This is a genomic window from Pedobacter indicus (assembly GCF_003449035.1).
Taxonomy (GTDB): Bacteria; Bacteroidota; Bacteroidia; order Sphingobacteriales; family Sphingobacteriaceae; genus Albibacterium; species Albibacterium indicum.
On sequence record NZ_QRGB01000001.1, the window covers coordinates 1,460,910 to 1,477,328 of the forward strand.

Annotated in this window: 12 protein-coding genes and 1 tRNA gene; 6 read left to right on the forward strand and 7 right to left on the reverse strand. The window is 40.4% G+C overall.

Annotation, left to right across the window (positions count from 1 at the left end; translation table 11 throughout):
- Positions 1–103 precede the first annotated feature (103 nt).
- On the forward strand, positions 104–421 hold the full coding sequence (gene trxA, locus D3P12_RS06585; RefSeq protein WP_118194235.1) for a thioredoxin: 318 nt from the start codon (positions 104–106) through the stop codon (positions 419–421).
- Between the two features lie 71 nt (positions 422–492).
- On the opposite strand, the gene D3P12_RS06590 is transcribed toward trxA, so the two are convergent.
- Positions 493–2,118, reverse strand: a complete 1,626-nt coding sequence (locus tag D3P12_RS06590; protein ID WP_118194236.1) for an ABC-F family ATP-binding cassette domain-containing protein — start codon at positions 2,116–2,118, stop codon at positions 493–495.
- A 107-nt stretch (positions 2,119–2,225) separates the two neighbouring features.
- Here D3P12_RS06590 and D3P12_RS06595 point away from each other — a divergent pair, with 107 nt between their 5' ends.
- Positions 2,226–3,458, forward strand: coding sequence for a PDZ domain-containing protein (locus tag D3P12_RS06595; protein ID WP_118194237.1), 1,233 nt, complete (start codon positions 2,226–2,228; stop codon positions 3,456–3,458).
- Between the two features lie 10 nt (positions 3,459–3,468).
- On the opposite strand, the gene D3P12_RS06600 is transcribed toward D3P12_RS06595, so the two are convergent.
- The 6 genes from D3P12_RS06600 to D3P12_RS06625 form a co-directional block, all read right to left on the reverse strand.
- Entirely contained in the window at positions 3,469–4,980 is a 1,512-nt protein-coding gene (locus D3P12_RS06600) for a carbon-nitrogen hydrolase family protein (protein ID WP_118194238.1), read from the reverse strand.
- Positions 4,981–5,032: 52 nt separating this feature from the next.
- A complete protein-coding gene (ruvB, locus tag D3P12_RS06605; protein WP_118194239.1) occupies positions 5,033–6,052 on the reverse strand; it encodes a Holliday junction branch migration DNA helicase RuvB in 1,020 nt (339 codons plus the stop codon).
- 78 nt (positions 6,053–6,130) lie between these two features.
- Positions 6,131–6,859 carry a polyprenol monophosphomannose synthase gene (locus D3P12_RS06610; RefSeq protein ID WP_118194240.1) on the reverse strand — a complete coding sequence of 243 codons (729 nt, stop codon included), beginning with the start codon at positions 6,857–6,859 and terminating at the stop codon, positions 6,131–6,133.
- Between the two features lie 79 nt (positions 6,860–6,938).
- Positions 6,939–8,540 (reverse strand): peptide MFS transporter, encoded by a 1,602-nt coding sequence (locus D3P12_RS06615; protein WP_118194241.1) that lies wholly within the window; start codon positions 8,538–8,540, stop codon positions 6,939–6,941.
- A 127-nt stretch (positions 8,541–8,667) separates the two neighbouring features.
- Complete coding sequence (locus D3P12_RS06620; protein WP_118194242.1) at positions 8,668–10,842, reverse strand: S9 family peptidase; 2,175 nt, start codon at positions 10,840–10,842, stop codon at positions 8,668–8,670.
- Positions 10,843–10,939: 97 nt separating this feature from the next.
- The gene (locus D3P12_RS06625; protein WP_118194243.1) at positions 10,940–12,118 is read right to left on the reverse strand and encodes an acetyl-CoA C-acyltransferase; all 1,179 of its coding nucleotides are present in this window, start codon (positions 12,116–12,118) and stop codon (positions 10,940–10,942) included.
- 102 nt (positions 12,119–12,220) lie between these two features.
- Here D3P12_RS06625 and D3P12_RS06630 point away from each other — a divergent pair, with 102 nt between their 5' ends.
- The 4 genes from D3P12_RS06630 (at position 12,221) to D3P12_RS06645 (ending at position 16,414) form a co-directional block, all read left to right on the forward strand.
- Positions 12,221–14,335, forward strand: coding sequence for an HD family phosphohydrolase (locus D3P12_RS06630; RefSeq protein ID WP_449369347.1), 2,115 nt, complete (start codon positions 12,221–12,223; stop codon positions 14,333–14,335).
- Between the two features lie 68 nt (positions 14,336–14,403).
- Positions 14,404–14,490 (forward strand) — tRNA-Ser (locus tag D3P12_RS06635).
- Between the two features lie 144 nt (positions 14,491–14,634).
- On the forward strand, positions 14,635–15,192 hold the full coding sequence (locus tag D3P12_RS06640; protein ID WP_157970267.1) for an RNA polymerase sigma-70 factor: 558 nt from the start codon (positions 14,635–14,637) through the stop codon (positions 15,190–15,192).
- A gap of 67 nt (positions 15,193–15,259) precedes the next feature.
- A complete protein-coding gene (locus tag D3P12_RS06645; protein ID WP_118194245.1) occupies positions 15,260–16,414 on the forward strand; it encodes a FecR family protein in 1,155 nt (384 codons plus the stop codon).
- The last annotated feature ends 5 nt before the right edge of the window (positions 16,415–16,419 follow it).

Below are 16,419 nucleotides of genomic sequence, written 5' to 3' on the forward strand. Positions count from 1 at the left end.
AAACCTTTGGTAAGGTATTTGAATACTTAAGTTTGTAACTTTGTACTTTAACGTATTGTAAGTAACGTATTTTAAGGAATTGTAAATCGTAAAATTTAAGAATATGGCTATTGAAATTACCGACAGCAACTTTGATGAAGTTGTTTTAAAATCTGATAAACCTGTATTGGTTGACTTTTGGGCTGAATGGTGCGGTCCATGTAGAATGGTTGGACCCGTTGTAGAAGAGTTAGCTCAAGAGTATGATGGAAAGGCTGTTGTAGGAAAGGTGGACGTGGACAATAATCCGGACATTTCCGTGAAATTTGGAATTCGTAATATTCCCGCACTATTGTTTTTCAAAGACGGGGAGGTCGTTGATAAACAGATTGGAGCAGTTCCAAAATCAGTTCTAGCTGAAAAGTTAGAAAAGCAATTATAATAGATATTATTATAATTAGGTTAGCAAGTAGCCTGGCTTATTAAAAAATAAGTCAGGCTTTTTTATGGCTATTAATCTTTATAAAGTTCCGTTTGCTGTTCTTTAACACCTGAGTCACGAATGTATTCGTCGTATGGCATGAGCTTGTCAATAAGCCCATTAGGTGTCAATTCAATAATCCTGTTTGCCACAGTTTGGGTCAATTCGTGGTCACGCGATGTAAAAAGTACTGTCCCTCTAAAGTCTTTTAATCCATTGTTCAACGCAGTTATAGACTCTAAATCTAAGTGATTGGTTGGTTCGTCGAGAAGAAGAAGGTTTGCCTGTTGCAGCATCATTCTTGAAAACATACACCTCATTTTCTCACCTCCCGAAAGCACAGACGACTTTTTCATCACCTCTTCTCCCGAAAATAACATACGGCCTAGAAAACTACGTACAAACTGATCGTCCTGGTCAGTTTCGGAATATTCACGTAGCCACTCGATCAAGTTATCGTTTTTTCCTTCAAAGTAGGCTGAGTTATCTATCGGCATATCGGCTACTTTGATTGTTACTCCCCATTTAAAGGAGCCAGTATAGTCTGTATCTCGTCCCGTGAGAATATCATAAAATGCGGTAGTTGCCAAACTATTTCTAGATAATACTGCTATTTTGTCACCTTTATTGACCATTAAGTTAATGTCACCAAAAAGCTTCTGACCTTCGGTTGTTTTTCCCAAATCTTCAATGGATAGAATTTGGTCACCCGCCTCACGCTCCATATTATTGAACATAATAGCGGGGTATTTCCGGTTCGAAGGCTTAATCTCTTCCAGATTGATCTTATCCAAAGCTTTCTTCCTACTTGTAGCTTGCTTAGATTTGGAAGCGTTAGCACTAAATCGACGGATAAACTCCTGAAGCTCCTTTACTTTATCTTCCATTTTCTTGTTTTGATCCGCGCGTTGTTTCAAAGCCAGCTGACTGGATTCATACCAGAATGAATAGTTTCCTGTATATATCGTCATCTTTCCGAAGTCGATATCAACAACGTGCGTACAGACTGAATCCAAAAAGTGCCTGTCGTGAGATACAACAAGAACAATTGCCTCGTAACTTGCCAGAAAATCCTCAAGCCATGAAATAGTATCAATGTCCAAATCGTTCGTCGGCTCGTCTAATAACAAGATATCCGGTTTACCAAAGAGTGCCTGTGCTAATAGTACTCGCACTTTTTGATTTCCATCCAATTCTTTTAGGAGCTTAAAATGAAGGTCTTCCGAAATTCCCAGATTGCTTAACAAAGTCGCAGCACCACTCTCAGCATTCCACCCATCCATCTCAGCAAATAGGTTCTCCAACTCACCTGCTCGTTCGCCATCTGCGTCAGAGAAATCCTCTTTCGCATAGATAGCGTCCTTTTCCTTCATAATCTTATAGAGTTCTTCATGTCCCATCATCACAGTCTCGATCACCGGAAATTCATCGAATTGATAGTGATCTTGCTTTAAAACAGCCATACGTTCTCCCGGCGTAAAGCTTACTGAGCCGCTAGTTGGGTCAACTTCTCCAGAAAGGATTTTTAGAAAAGTCGATTTACCGGCGCCGTTAGCACCAATAATGCCATAGCAATTGCCCTGTGTGAATTTTAAGTTGACATCTTCAAAAAGTGTACGCTTGCCAAAACGAAGGGATAAATTAGAAACTGTAATCATGGCGCAAAGGTAAGGATTAGATATCAATTTTAATTAAAACATCCGGCGTATAAACTAAATCCGCAAAAAAATGGTTTAATTTATAATAACCTAAATTAAAAAACAATATGCCAAGACCTCGCATCGCATATCGGTACATTGTCTGGCTTATGCTATCCCTTTCGGTACATACAGGTTATGCGCAATTCTTTTTCTTGCCTGAAGGTCAGTCAAGACAAAAGGTACCGTTTGAGCTGGTTCATAACCTGATTATAATACCAGTATCCATTAATGGTGAAGGCCCTTACCATTTTATTTTAGACTCAGGAGTTGGGCCAATTATTCTAACCGATACGGCTATGGTCGATTCACTCTATGAAAGTGACCTTTCTCTGTTTAAGATTCGTGGAAGAGGGATTGGTTCCGAAGTAGAAGCTTATGTGATGAACAACATGTACCCCTCAATCGGAGCAGCGAAAACCACTGGACTCTCTTTAGTCTTGCTTCGGAACGACCCTTTTCAATTATCTTCTTATGTTGGAATGCCAATTCATGGAATTATCGGCTCGGATGTCTTCAAGAGCTTCTCTGTCAAGATAAATTACATCCGAAAACAATTGACCCTTTATCGTCCGGGTGCGAATGTGCGGAAACGAGGCCGGCGAATTTCACTGGAGATTGTCAAAGACAAGCCCTTTTTACCCGTTACCCTAACAAATGAAAAAGTTACAAAACGCCTCCTATTGTTGCTTGACTCCGGAGCTGGCCATGCCATATCGCTAGAACGCCAAGAAGCAAACCATGATCTCATCCCCGATAGCACCATTGCAGCCAATCTCGGAGTAGGTCTGAACGGTCCTATCCAAGGGTTAATCGGCAGGTTAAATAACATTGAGCTGGGCGGATATACATTGGATGACGTGATTACCGCTTATCCTTCATCAGAATTTGAAGATCTGAGACAATTGCTCGGGGATCGTAATGGATCTATCGGAGGCGAACTGTTAAAGCGTTTTCATGTTTTTATCGACTATGCTGCTAAAGAGATTTATTTAAAAAAGAATAAAAAATTTCACACTCCTTTTGAGCATAATATGTCAGGTATGGAAATCTATGTTGTTGGCAATAATGAGTCCACGCAATTTTTTATCAGTCGGATTGAAGCCAACTCTCCAGCATCGAAGGCCGGTCTTCAAGTGCACGATGAAATACTTTCCATTAACTTCAAGGATATGTATGCTTATTCACTCGAAGACATTAATAAGTTGATGCATGAGCGGACATCACAACAGATTGTTATCGAAATACTCAGAGGGGGTGAGATTTTTTTTAAATTTCTGAATCTGGAACGAAGAATTTGATGTAGATAATTTATTTCAACAAATTAACAGAATATAAATCTTTTCTTCTGTCCTTCATCGTTTTAACCGTACCATATTCGTGAAGTTCTTTTAACAGATACAAATCCACATCTGCCAATACCAACATCTCTGTATTAGCCGTTGCTTCAGCTTTTATACCATTTGTTGGAAAAGCAAAATCTGAAGGAGTGAATACAGCAGACTGAGCATATTGTATATCCATGTTGTTTACCTTGGGAAGGTTGCCGACCGAACCTGCAATAGCTACATAACATTCATTTTCGATCGCTCTCGCCTGTGCACAACTGCGTACACGGGTGTAACCATTTTGTGTATCGGTCAAGAAAGGAACAAATAGAATCTGCATTCCCTGTTCAGCCAAGATCCGGCTAAGTTCAGGGAATTCTACGTCATAACAAATCAGTATCCCTACCTTACCACAGTCCGTATCGATGACCTTGACCTTATCACCGCCATACATCCCATAATACTTCATTTCGTTCGGTGTAATGTGCACCTTTCTGTATTCATCGTAACTTCCGTTTCGATGGCATAAGTAAGACACATTGTACAGCTTGTTATTTTCCACTAAAGGCATTGAGCCGGAAATGATATTTACATTGTATGAGACCGCGAACTCCTGAATTCGCTTCCGTATCTCCTCCGTCATTTCTGCAAGTTTACGCATCGCCTCTGTTTCTGGAAGATCATTGAATGGACCCATTAAGGGCGTATTGAAAAATTCAGGAAAGACTGCGAAATCTGCGTTGTAACCACTAACTGCGTCGACGAAAAATTCTACTTGATCGTAAAAATGTTCGATATTGCTAAACGAACGCATCTGCCACTGAACCAAGCCCAAGCGAATCGTTTGTTTCGACGGCGAACTCGCTTTAGCATCTTCTTCATAATAAATGTTGTTCCATTCCAGCAAGGTAGCATATTCTTTCGACTGCTCATCTTCAGGAAGATAATTCTTAAGAATCTTCTTTACGTGGAAATCGTTCGAAAGCTGAAAGGTTAGAGCAGGGTCATAAATTTCCTTCTGTTTAACCTTTTGGATATATTGGCGTGGTGTCAGTTTGTCTGCATGTTCATGATATTTCGGTATCCGACCACCGGCAATGATACTCTTCAGGTTCATTTCCTCACAGAGTTCTTTTCTTGCATCATAAAGCCGTCGGCCTAAGCGCAGCGATCGATAGTCCGGGTGTACGAACACCTCAATTCCATAGAAAATATCACCATCGGGCGCATGTGTCGTAAATTTGCCATTATCCGTTATTTCTTTATACGTATGGCCAGAATTCACATCCTTTGAATTGGTGATAATCGCAAGTGCACAAGCAACCACCTTTCCGTCTACTTCAACACAAAGTTGCCCTTCGGGAAAAACTTTGATTAAGTCACTGATATTTGTTTTGGTCCAAACTCCTCCTGCATCACCCTTATAAGCTTCAATCATAGACTTTTTCAGATCGTTGTAGTCCTGGATCGTAAGCTGTCTAACCTCTATATTCATATAATAGTTTGTTTTATTTTGATTCGATATAGAGCAAAGCTTTTGCCAGTTTTTAGAATAAGGTGTTACCTTTTGTATTCGTTTTACCTAAATGTTTGTATGCTAAGTCGGTGCATTCACGACCACGACTTGTTCTCATTAAGAAACCTTCCTGAATTAAAAAGGGTTCATAGACTTCTTCAATCGTTCCTTCATCTTCACCCACTGCTGTAGCAATTGTTTTTAGTCCCACCGGACCACCTTTAAACTTATCAATGATGGTCAATAGGATTCGATTATCCATTTCATCCAAACCGTACTCATCAACATTCAAGGCGTCCAGCGCATACTTTGCAATTTCCGTATTAATCGAACCGTCACCTTTAATTTGCGCGAAATCACGTGTTCTTCGCAAGAGCGCATTTGCTATTCTCGGTGTACCTCGACTGCGTCGAGCGATTTCGTATGCACCTTCATCGTTAATCGGCGTTTTCAAAATATGGGCTGATCGGAGTACAATATCTGTCAAAAGTTTCGCGTCGTAGTACTGGAGTCTGGAGTTAATTCCAAAACGAGCCCGCAGGGGAGCAGTTAACAATCCTGATCGAGTCGTCGCTCCAATCAAGGTAAAGGGGCTCAATGATATCTGAACCGAACGTGCGTTGGGTCCGGTCTCCAGCATGATATCTATTTTAAAGTCCTCCATAGCCGAGTAAAGGTATTCCTCCACAATGGGGCTCAAACGATGTATCTCGTCGATAAATAAAATATCACCATCATTTAAGTTTGTAAGCAGCCCCGCCAGATCACCTGGTTTATCCAGAACTGGACCTGATGTTATTTTAATACCTGTTCCCATTTCATTAGCGATAATATGCGACAGCGTCGTCTTGCCAAGCCCGGGAGGACCGTGCAAGAGAACATGGTCGAGCGCTTCGCCCCGCAATTTTGCAGCTTCGACAAAAATCTTCAAGTTTTCAAGTATCTTAAACTGACCTCTAAAATCTTCAAAAAACTGCGGCCGCAAAACCTTTTCGATATCCTTTTCTGGTTGCGTTAATTTATCTGGGTTGGGATCTAAATGCTCATTCATCTAATGTTGTATCAGTGAAAACAAAGATAAGATTTTAAGATAAAGAAATTTTAAGGAATACCCGAGCTCGCTGAAACTCTAGGATTTATAATTTCGGAAAAGGCTGTTTAGCTTCATCTGTATAACACCCAAAAAAGCTTCACGGAAAATACGCGTACTCATTTTTGAGGTTCCCGCCGTTCGGTCGGTAAAGATGATTGGTATTTCCACAACCTTAAATCCATACTGAATGGCCGTAAATTTCATTTCGATTTGAAACGCGTAGCCCACAAATCGAATTTTATCCAGCGGTATGGTTTCCAATACTCTTCGCTGATAACAGACAAAGCCTGCCGTGGCGTCTCTTATTTTTATTCGTGTAATTAAACGAACGTAGGCTGAGGCGAAATAAGACATCAATACACGGTTCATCGGCCAGTTCACTACATTCACACCTTTAATGTACCGTGAACCAATAACCATATCGGCACCGTTCTGACAAGCGGCGCGCAGACGTAACAAGTCATTCGGATTATGTGAAAAATCAGCATCCATTTCAAAGATATATTCATAATCTTTCGCTAGTGCCCACTTAAATCCGTGAATATAAGCCGTTCCCAATCCAAGTTTCCCTTTCCGCTCCTCGATATATAGCATATCAGGGAACTCCTCTTGCAATGATTTTACGATGGCAGCCGTACCGTCCGGTGAGCCATCATCCACAATCAAGATATCAAATGGGTCAGCTAGTGAAAAGACTTTTCGAATGATCTTTTCAATATTTTCTTTTTCGTTGTATGTAGGGATAATTACAAGGCTGTCGCTCACATGTACAAATTTAAATCGCCATTCTTTTAAAGATAAAAAGAATGGCGATTAATTACCGTCATTATTTTATAAAATTCTTTTAATGAATTCCATGCATGAGCTTTTTCAACCATGGCGATAATGCCATAAGTAGAATACCTGCGACAATCGATATGACAAAAAACATCATAAAGAAAGTGCTAATAGAGTAAGTTTGTGCGATTTGGTCTATATAACTTCCAATAAAACCACCCATGAAATTCGCTATAGCACTTGATAAGAACCAGAAGCCCATAATTAATCCGATTAGGTTCTTAGGAGAAAGTTTACTCATATAGGATAAACCAACAGGTGATAGACATAATTCACCCGTCGTATGGAAGAAATAAGCTAAGATCAACCAAATCATACTTACAGACGCTGTTGTTGCGCCTGATGGTATCTCGCTGGCTCCATAAGCCAACGCCCCGAATCCGATTCCCAGCAAGATTAAGCCAATTGCAAATTTAACCGGACCAGTAGGGTTGAATTTCGTTTCCCAAACTTTTGCGAACACAGTAGCTAGGGTAATGATAAAGAATGAATTTAGAATTTGAAACCACGACGCAGCTACTTCTGTTTCTACACGCGAAAATTCACGATCGATTTTCCAGAACGCGATTCCCCAAATGATTACAAAGCTCAATGCAGTAAAAAAGATTGATGCAGGGTAACTTGCAAATATCTTTCTTGCCAAGCTAAGCAACACCCAACTCAAAAGAATTAAAGGTATAATCGTAAGCAAGGTATCTACCCATTTAAAAGTCAGAGCAGCCTGCCCATCAAGCATTCGATTCGTATAATCGTTCGCAAAGATCGTCATTGACCCACCGGCCTGTTCAAACGCCAACCAGAAGAATATCGAGAAGAAAATCAACACACCTATTACAATCAGACGATCGCGCCTAACATTAGCAGGTGTCTTTTCATCCTCCTCTTCGTCCGTCGCCGCACCTGAGTGAATCTCCTCTTCACGTTTTTTAGCTTCACGTGGATCCTCGCCTAACTTTCCGAAGATCTTACGGCCAAAGTAGAATTGCAGCATACCGAAAAACATAAAGACACCTGCAAGTCCGAAACCCCAATGCCATCCGATATTTTCACCGATGTAACCGCAAAGTCCCATCCCTAAGAATGCACCTGCATTAATACCCATGTAAAATATAGTGTAACCCGCATCCTTACGGTCGCTGTTATCTGGATAAAGCTGTCCAACGATCGAAGAAATATTCGGTTTGAAAAGTCCATTACCCAAAATAAGTAAGCCTAATCCTGCATAGAAAAAAGCATCGGTAAAGCCTTCCAAAGCCATCGATGCATGTCCCAAAGTCATAATCAGGGCACCCCAAAATACAGCTTTTCTGTAACCAGTAATTTTATCGGCGATTAAACCTCCAATTAAAGGAGTTAAATAAACCAAACCTGTGTAGACGCCATACAGCTGCAAGGCTCTCTGGTTTGTCCATCCCCATCCCTCTTCGGAAATGGTACTGACTAAGAAAAGAACGAGTAAAGCTCTCATTCCGTAGTAGCTAAATCGCTCCCACATTTCCGTAAAGAAAAGAACAAACAGCCCGACAGGATGATTCAGTACTGTTTTCGTGTCAACACCATTTTTAATCAGGTGAGTGCTTAAAATTTCATCTTGATCCGAAGGTTTCATATAAAAGTAAGTAGTTTATTTTGTGTTTTATGTTTTTCTTTTGCTGATCTTCAAATGTCAAAAATGCAATAATAATCCGAAAATCAAAGCAATATTTTTCATATGTTAATGCTTTACACACTTAAATTTACAAATTTTCAAAAACGAAATCGGTAATTTTATTGAAGAGGTGCAGCGAAGTATTGCCTCCATAAATACCGTGATTCTTATTCGGATAGTAGGCCTGTTCAAATGGGACATTTGCTTGAATTAGTGCTTCAGAAAACATAACGCTGTTTTGGAAATGGACATTATCATCTGCCGTACCGTGGACTAACAAGAAATTCCCTTTGATTTTATCTGCGAAATTAATTGGAGAATTATTGTCGTAGCCTTCCGGGTTTTCTTGCGGCGTTCTTAAATAACGCTCGGTATAAATTGTATCATAGAAACGCCAGTTTGTAACAGGAGCTACCGCAATAGTCGTTTTGAAAACATCGGCACCCTTGGTGATTGCCAGGGACGCCATATAACCTCCATAGCTCCATCCCCACAGACCGATTCGTTCCTTATCCACATAACTTTGTTGGCCGAGCCATTTTGCTGCTTCAATCTGATCGATTATCTCATACTTGCCTAATTGAAGATAGGTCATCTTTTTGAATTCCGCTCCCCTGAATCCAGTACCGCGATTATCCACACAAACCACGAGATAATCATGTTGTGCTAAGAAATCGAACCAGTAGTTGTGATTCCAGGAGTTAGCTACATTCTGGCTTCCCGGACCGCCATATACAAACATCAGCACGGGATATTTTTTGTTTTCATCAAAATTAGCAGGTTTGATCATGTACCCATTTAAGTCCACGCCTTCTGATGTGGAGAAAGAGAAAAATTCGCGTGGCTTCACACCGTATTGTTCGTTTGTTTTCTTTGCTCCGCTATTATCTTCTAAAACACGCTCGACTTGCCCCTTCGCATTATTCAGCGTGATGTATGGAGGAGTGTCTACGCTCGAGTGATTTAGGATATAATAACTAAAGTCAGCGCTGAACGTTGCTGAGTTCGTTCCTTTTTTCGGGCTAAGTTTTGTTTTCTTCTTGCCCGATAGGTCAATTGAATATACATCCCTTTCCAGCGGAGAACTTTCAGTTGATTGATAATACAACGTATTTGTTTTCTGATTTACACCGTAAAGCCTGGTAATTTCCCAATCTCCATCAGTAATCTGACGTACCAATTTACCACTCATATCATATAGATAGATATGATTATAACCATCGCGTTCGCTCGTCAAAAAAAAGTGTTTACCATCTTTTAAAAAGGTCAAATCGTCATTGATATCGATGTAATATTTGTCAGTTTCAGTCAAGGCTATTTTGGATGAACCCGTTTTGGCATCCACAAACAGATAATCCAGGTTATTTTGGTGTCTGTTCATGCGCAACACGCATAGCAAGTCTGCGTCTTGTGTCCATTTAATTCGAGGAATGTATTGGTCGGTTTCAGAGCCGATATCAGCTGTTTGTGTGGTTTGACTCTGAAGATCGTATACATGGATGCTGACAATCGAATTCTTTTCGCCGGGCTTTGGATATTTAAATTTATAAACTTCCGGATATAAGTTTTCATACATCATCATTGAGAATTCCCGAACCTCGCGCTCGTCAAAGCGATAGAATGCGATTTTATTTCCGTCCGGACTCCAGAAGAAAGCTTTGGCAAAGGCAAACTCTTCTTCATAAACCCAGTCAGCACCACCATTAATAATCTCATTGTACTTACCGTCCGTAGTTACTTGAGTTTCCGCGCCACTTTCCAAATCTGTAATAAACAAGTTGTTATCTCGAACAAAGGCTACTTTCTTGGCATCTGGCGAAAAGGTAGCATACATTTGCTTCCCTTCCTTCTTAGAAACTGGTGTAATCTTTTTAGTTTGGATGTCGAAAACATAATAATAAGCCTTGCTAGAGCGACGGTATATCGCTTCTTTTTCATGCGCGATCAAGATTTTCTCTTCATTCTCACTAAAGTCAGTTCCGATTGGTAATTTGAGGTCTTCATACACCAAATCACTTTGCGAAAACAAACGCTCAGCAATCTCTCCGTCTTTATAATTGTTTCTTGCTACGAAGCGATCTTGCGTGGCTGGGTCGACTTCAATAGAAACATAAGTTTTTCCATCATTCATTGACCGCAAGCCCTGTACACTCTTTGTTTTGAATGTGCCATTTTTGTAGATGTCTTCTAGTGTAATTTTACTTTGAGCATTCGCTAAAATCGTTGAACCTATTAATAGCAGAACAAGGAAAGATTTCTTCATACCTATGTTGTTTTATGTCTGTTTTAAAATAAAATAATGCGCAAAATACAAATAATGTAATTGCTTTAAAGAATGTAATAAAGTTGATAGGCTATTTTTAGAGTTTTTTGATTACCATCGCACTTGCTCCGCCGCCGCCATTGCAAATGCCCGCAACGCCGATCTGGCCGCCCTGTTGCTCAAGAACATGGAGTAGGGTCGTTACAATTCGTGCTCCCGACGCTCCCAACGGATGACCCATAGAAACAGCTCCTCCATTAACATTTACCTTCTGAGCATCCAAGCCAAGTTCCTTGTTATTAGCTAAAGAGACAACAGAAAATGCCTCATTGATTTCATAAAAATCAATGTCGCTTTCTTTTATATTGGCAGCTGCTATCGCGCGTGGAATAGCTTTCGATGGTGCCGTTGTAAACCATTCCGGTGCCTGCTGCGCATCAGCATAACCCAGTATCTGTCCAATTGGCTTAATCCTCAATTCCTCGACTTTTTCTTTACTCATTAATATGAGAATGGCAGCCCCGTCGTTTAGCGTCGAAGCATTAGCAGCCGTTACCGTACCTTCTTTCTTAAAGACAGGTCTTAATTGAGGTATTTTATCAAAGTTAACTACATGAATTTCTTCATCTTCATCGACCAGCGTTACATCACCTTTTCTTCCAGTAATTTCGATCGGAACAATTTCGTTCTTGAATTTTCCCTCCTGACTTGCTTTTTGCGACCGCTTATATGACTCAATTGCATAAGCATCTTGCTCCTCACGAGTAAATTTACATTCCGAAGCACAAAGTTCCGCTGCTGAGCCCATGTGATAATCATTGTAAACATCCCATAGGCCATCCTTTACCAGCCCATCTGTCATCTGCCCATGCCCCAAACGGTAACCTGTTCTTGCCTTATCAAGGTAGTAAGGCACATTGCTCATACTTTCAGTTCCCCCAGCGATTACGACTTGATTAATTCCCAGCTCAATGCTTTGTGCCCCCAACATAATGGCTTTCATTCCTGATGCGCACACCTTATTAATCGTTGTGGCAGGCAGATCCCCTAAACCACCAAGCTTAGCCGCTTGGGTAGCTGGCGCTTGTCCCAAATTTGCTGATAGTACATTCCCTAAAAAAAGCTCGTCCACTATGCTTGCATCGATACCGGTGCGTTGGATAGCAGTAGCGATCACCTTGCCTGCCAGTTCCGTTGCGGTTAAAGAGGCTAGTTTTCCTCCGAAGCTTCCAATAGGGGTTCTAAGCGCCGCAACGATAAAAACCTGTTTATTCATAAGTTTCGAATTGGTTCATTGCAAGTTAGCAAAACTTGCTTTAATTTTAGTCAGAAATGGGAGATTCTCTTTAGAAATCTTAATTTTGGATGAAATACATCCATCGTGAGCAAAAAGAATACATATAAAAATAAGTTTCTTCAACAGAATCCACAGCTGTTTCGATATGCTTTGATGTTTTTCTGTGTGGCTATCATCACCACATTTTTACCTAAGCACCCTCGTTTCCGATTTGAATTTGAAAAGGGCAAGATATGGTTGAATGAAGATCTGGTTTCACCTTACAACTTTGCGATCCTTAAAACGTCAGAAGAGTTAGCAAATGACCGAGACGAGATACTCCAGTCTATCAATCCGATCTATAATTTTCAGTCAAAAACTGGTCCCGATCAAATATCGCGGATGCAGACTGATCTGAAAACAAAATGGGACGCTACTACTTTCGATCCCGAAGACGAACAATTCTATATGGAGCTCGCTACGGATATCCTGACAAAAATCTATGCAGATGGAGTCTTATCGCCCGCAAAGAAGTTCCAGATTGATGATGAACATTATAATTTCACACTCCTACGCGATAAAATTTCAACCACGAAGAATACTGCAGACGTCTTTACCCAAGAAACAGCCTTAGTGTACGCAGATGAAATCATACGAGCAAATAACCGTATTGAGCATAAAGAATGGTTAAGGCGAATTATTTCTGATTATATTCAAAATAATTACATCTATAATGAACAACTTACCGAGAGTCTTGAAAAAGACGCTTTAGCCAATATTTCGACTACCCGAGGAATGGTTCAAAAAGGAGAGCTTATTATCGCCGAAGGTGCAACCATTAACAACGAGGCATATCAGAAAATAGAATCCTTGCGAAATGCCTATGAAGAGGAGGCGAGAATAGGAGGGGATATCAAGGTCGTTATCTTGGGTCAAGTGCTCATAGTCGGGATGATCGTCTTTCTTTTAATGGCCTTCCTTTATTTGTTTCGGAAAGATATCTATAATGATAATCGACTGCTTTCGTTGATCCTTCTTGTCATAACCAGCATGTTGGTTCTCTTGTCTTGGGCGGTTACCATTAAGTTGCCAAATCTATACTTCATCCCATTTTGTATCGTACCGATCATTATTCGGATTCTGTTTGATACGCGAATGGCACTGAATATCCATCTTTTAATGGTATTGGTTGCAGCATATTTTGTGCCCAATAGTTTTGAATTTGTCTTTCTGCAGTTGACAGCCGGTATGGTGGCTATATATAGCATCAAAACACTGATTAAAAGAGAACAATTTCTCCTGTCAGCTCTACTGATACTTGCAACCTATGTCGTAGCTTATTTGGGAATGGTGCTGATTCGTAATGGAAATGTTGATGATATTCGTTGGGTTGATTTTGTACCCTTTATCGTCAGCGTTGTTCTGACACTTCTCGCTTATCCACTAATTTACGCTTTCGAACGTTTCTTCGGCATCACATCAGATGTGACCTTGATGGAGCTTACCAACACCAACTCACAATTGCTTCGAGAGATGTCGTACAAAGCGCCGGGGACTTTTCAGCATTCCCTGCAAGTGGCGAACCTTGCAGAGGCAGCAATCTATCAGATTGGAGGCAACACCTTGCTTATTCGTGCCGGTGCGCTTTATCACGATATTGGCAAAATTGTCAATCCTCAATATTTTATTGAAAATCAGACCAAAGGCTATAACCCCCATGATGGGCTCACTTTCGAACAAAGTGCGCAGATCATAATCTCACATGTCTCCAAAGGTATTGAAATGGCGCGTAAAGCTAATTTGCCTGAAGAGATCATTGATTTTATCAAAACCCATCACGGTACTACCCGAGTGGATTATTTCTACCAGTCATACATCAAGACATTTCCAGAGAAATTTGTAGATGAAGACCTGTTTCACTATCCGGGGCCAATTCCTTTTTCAAAAGAGACGGCAGTGCTTATGTTAGCTGACTCTGTTGAGGCCGCATCAAAAAGTATCAAAGAGCCTGATGCGAAAAGTATCAGCAATTTGGTTGACAAGATTATTGATTACAAGGTTGAACAAAATCAACTTAGAAATAGTGATATCACTCTTCAGGAGGTCGAGAAGATCCGGGAGATTTTTAAAAATATGCTCATGAGTATTTATCATGTTCGGGTTGATTACGATATCAAAAAAGATAAAAAAACTGAGAGCCAGCCAACAGGGAATTAAAGCCAGATTGATTCTCTAAAATATTTTTGCAAAGTAGTTTGATTTGCTATATTTGCATTCCTTTAAACGGAGAGGTGCCTGAGTGGCCGAAAGGAACAGTTTGCTAAACTGTCGTACTGGAAACGGTACCGCGGGTTCGAATCCCGCTCTCTCCGCAACTTTATAAGCTAAAGAAGACCGGGAAAAGGTTGCTAGTTAACTAGCAACCTTTTTTCTTTTAAAATGAGTAGGTTCTATTCTGAAGTTGTGATTCATCAATTATTGCTGTATTATTGTCAAAATAACCGAAACCAATTTACGTGAAGGAACATTTTTCTTTTAAAGGCTTTTCCGAAAATACTTCGGAAAAGATATTTAGGGAATATTATGCTCGCTTGAGCTATTTTGCATTCAAGTTTGTCAATGACAAGGATGTCGCTGAAGATTTGGTTCAGGACGCATTTCTGGCGTATTGGAATTCCAAAAAGCAAATTCCTTATCACCCTAAAGCCATAAAAGATTTCCTGTATTCATCCGTAAAAAACGCTGCTCTCAATGTTCTTAAACGACAAAAAGTAAAGGAACGCTATTTTTCCCTAAGAACTGAAGATGATATTGAAAATAGATCTGTTCTCGACAATATGATTGAGGCTGAGGTGATAAATGACGTTCATCGTGCCATTGCTCAGCTGCCCCAAAGCTGTAGAAATGTTTTTATGCTTGCCTACTTCGACGGACTTAGTAACCCCAAAATAGCGGAGAAATTAAAAATCAGCGTCAACACAGTCAGAAGCCACAAGCAAAACGGACTGCGGATCTTACGAGGGCAACTCAAACCCGAATTATTCGTCACCATCCTCGCAGTATTACTGAAATAAATTTTCAATTTTCTTTAGTCTTTTTTCTTACTCAAGTTTTCTTAATAAGAACAAAGCCTAAATTACATTGGATCCATACGAGTTATCGAAATTAATTTCCAAGCATATACAAGGAAAAACTTCCGAAGCAGAGGAGTGGCAATTAGCACAATGGCTCGACGAAGATTCGGAGAATCAAGAACTGTTTGAACGCCTAGTTGAGGCGGAACAATTAGAACACGGTCTGAAGTATTTTGACTCGCTCGATGTCGATTCCTCTTGGAAAAAAGCCAAGAAAAGCAGACTGATCAGTAGGTCAAAGAAAGCACTACCTTACATTGGTTATGCAGCTACGATCGTTGGTATCCTGTTTTCTATCAGCCTCTTCTTTGCTGATAGGTCGCAAAGTCATCCTTCAGAGCAAAGTCGACAAGTTTCGGTGCCGGATCAACATCCGCTTATACAAGGGGCTAACAAAGTGTCGCTGACCTTTTCCGATGGAAAAGTCGTCAGTCTTGACGAAAACTTCATAAGCATTTCGTTAGAACATGGCGGTATATTCTCCAATAACGACGGCGAGTTGAGATTTACTAATGAATCGCAACGAGGTGATTATTCTCATATTTATCATAAACTGTCGGTTCAAAAGGCGGGTACTTACAGAGTTGTTTTACCTGATGGTACAAAAGTCTGGTTAAATGCCTTGTCCGATTTGAAGTTTCCTGCTGCGTTTTCCGAAAGTGATCGTAAAGTACATTTAACCGGCGAAGCCTATTTTGAAGTTGCACCCGATCGTTCCAAACCCTTTATAGTCGAAGTCAACGACAATCGTATCGAAGTCCTGGGTACACACTTTAATATAAACTCTTATGACTCCAAATGGAAAGCTACCCTGTTCGAGGGAAGCATCAAAGTTTGGAATCAATACGGTTCAGAGCTACTGAGTCCTGGACAGGAGGCAAGTATTGTCGACCGTGAAATCACAATAGCAAAAGCCAATGTAAAAAAGGCAACTGCCTGGCGCAATCGAGAGTTCTATTTCGAGAATGAATCCATGAGCAGCATTCTAAAGGAGCTCGCGCGATGGTATGATTTTGAACTAACTCAACCTGCTGCGGTAGATAGAAAAAGCTACTCGGGTAGTATAAGTCGCAATCTGGAATTAACACAGGTACTAAAAGTATTAAGTTCTCTTACGGGCTATCAATTTCGAATTGACAACGGGAAGCTTATTTATAACTAATTAAT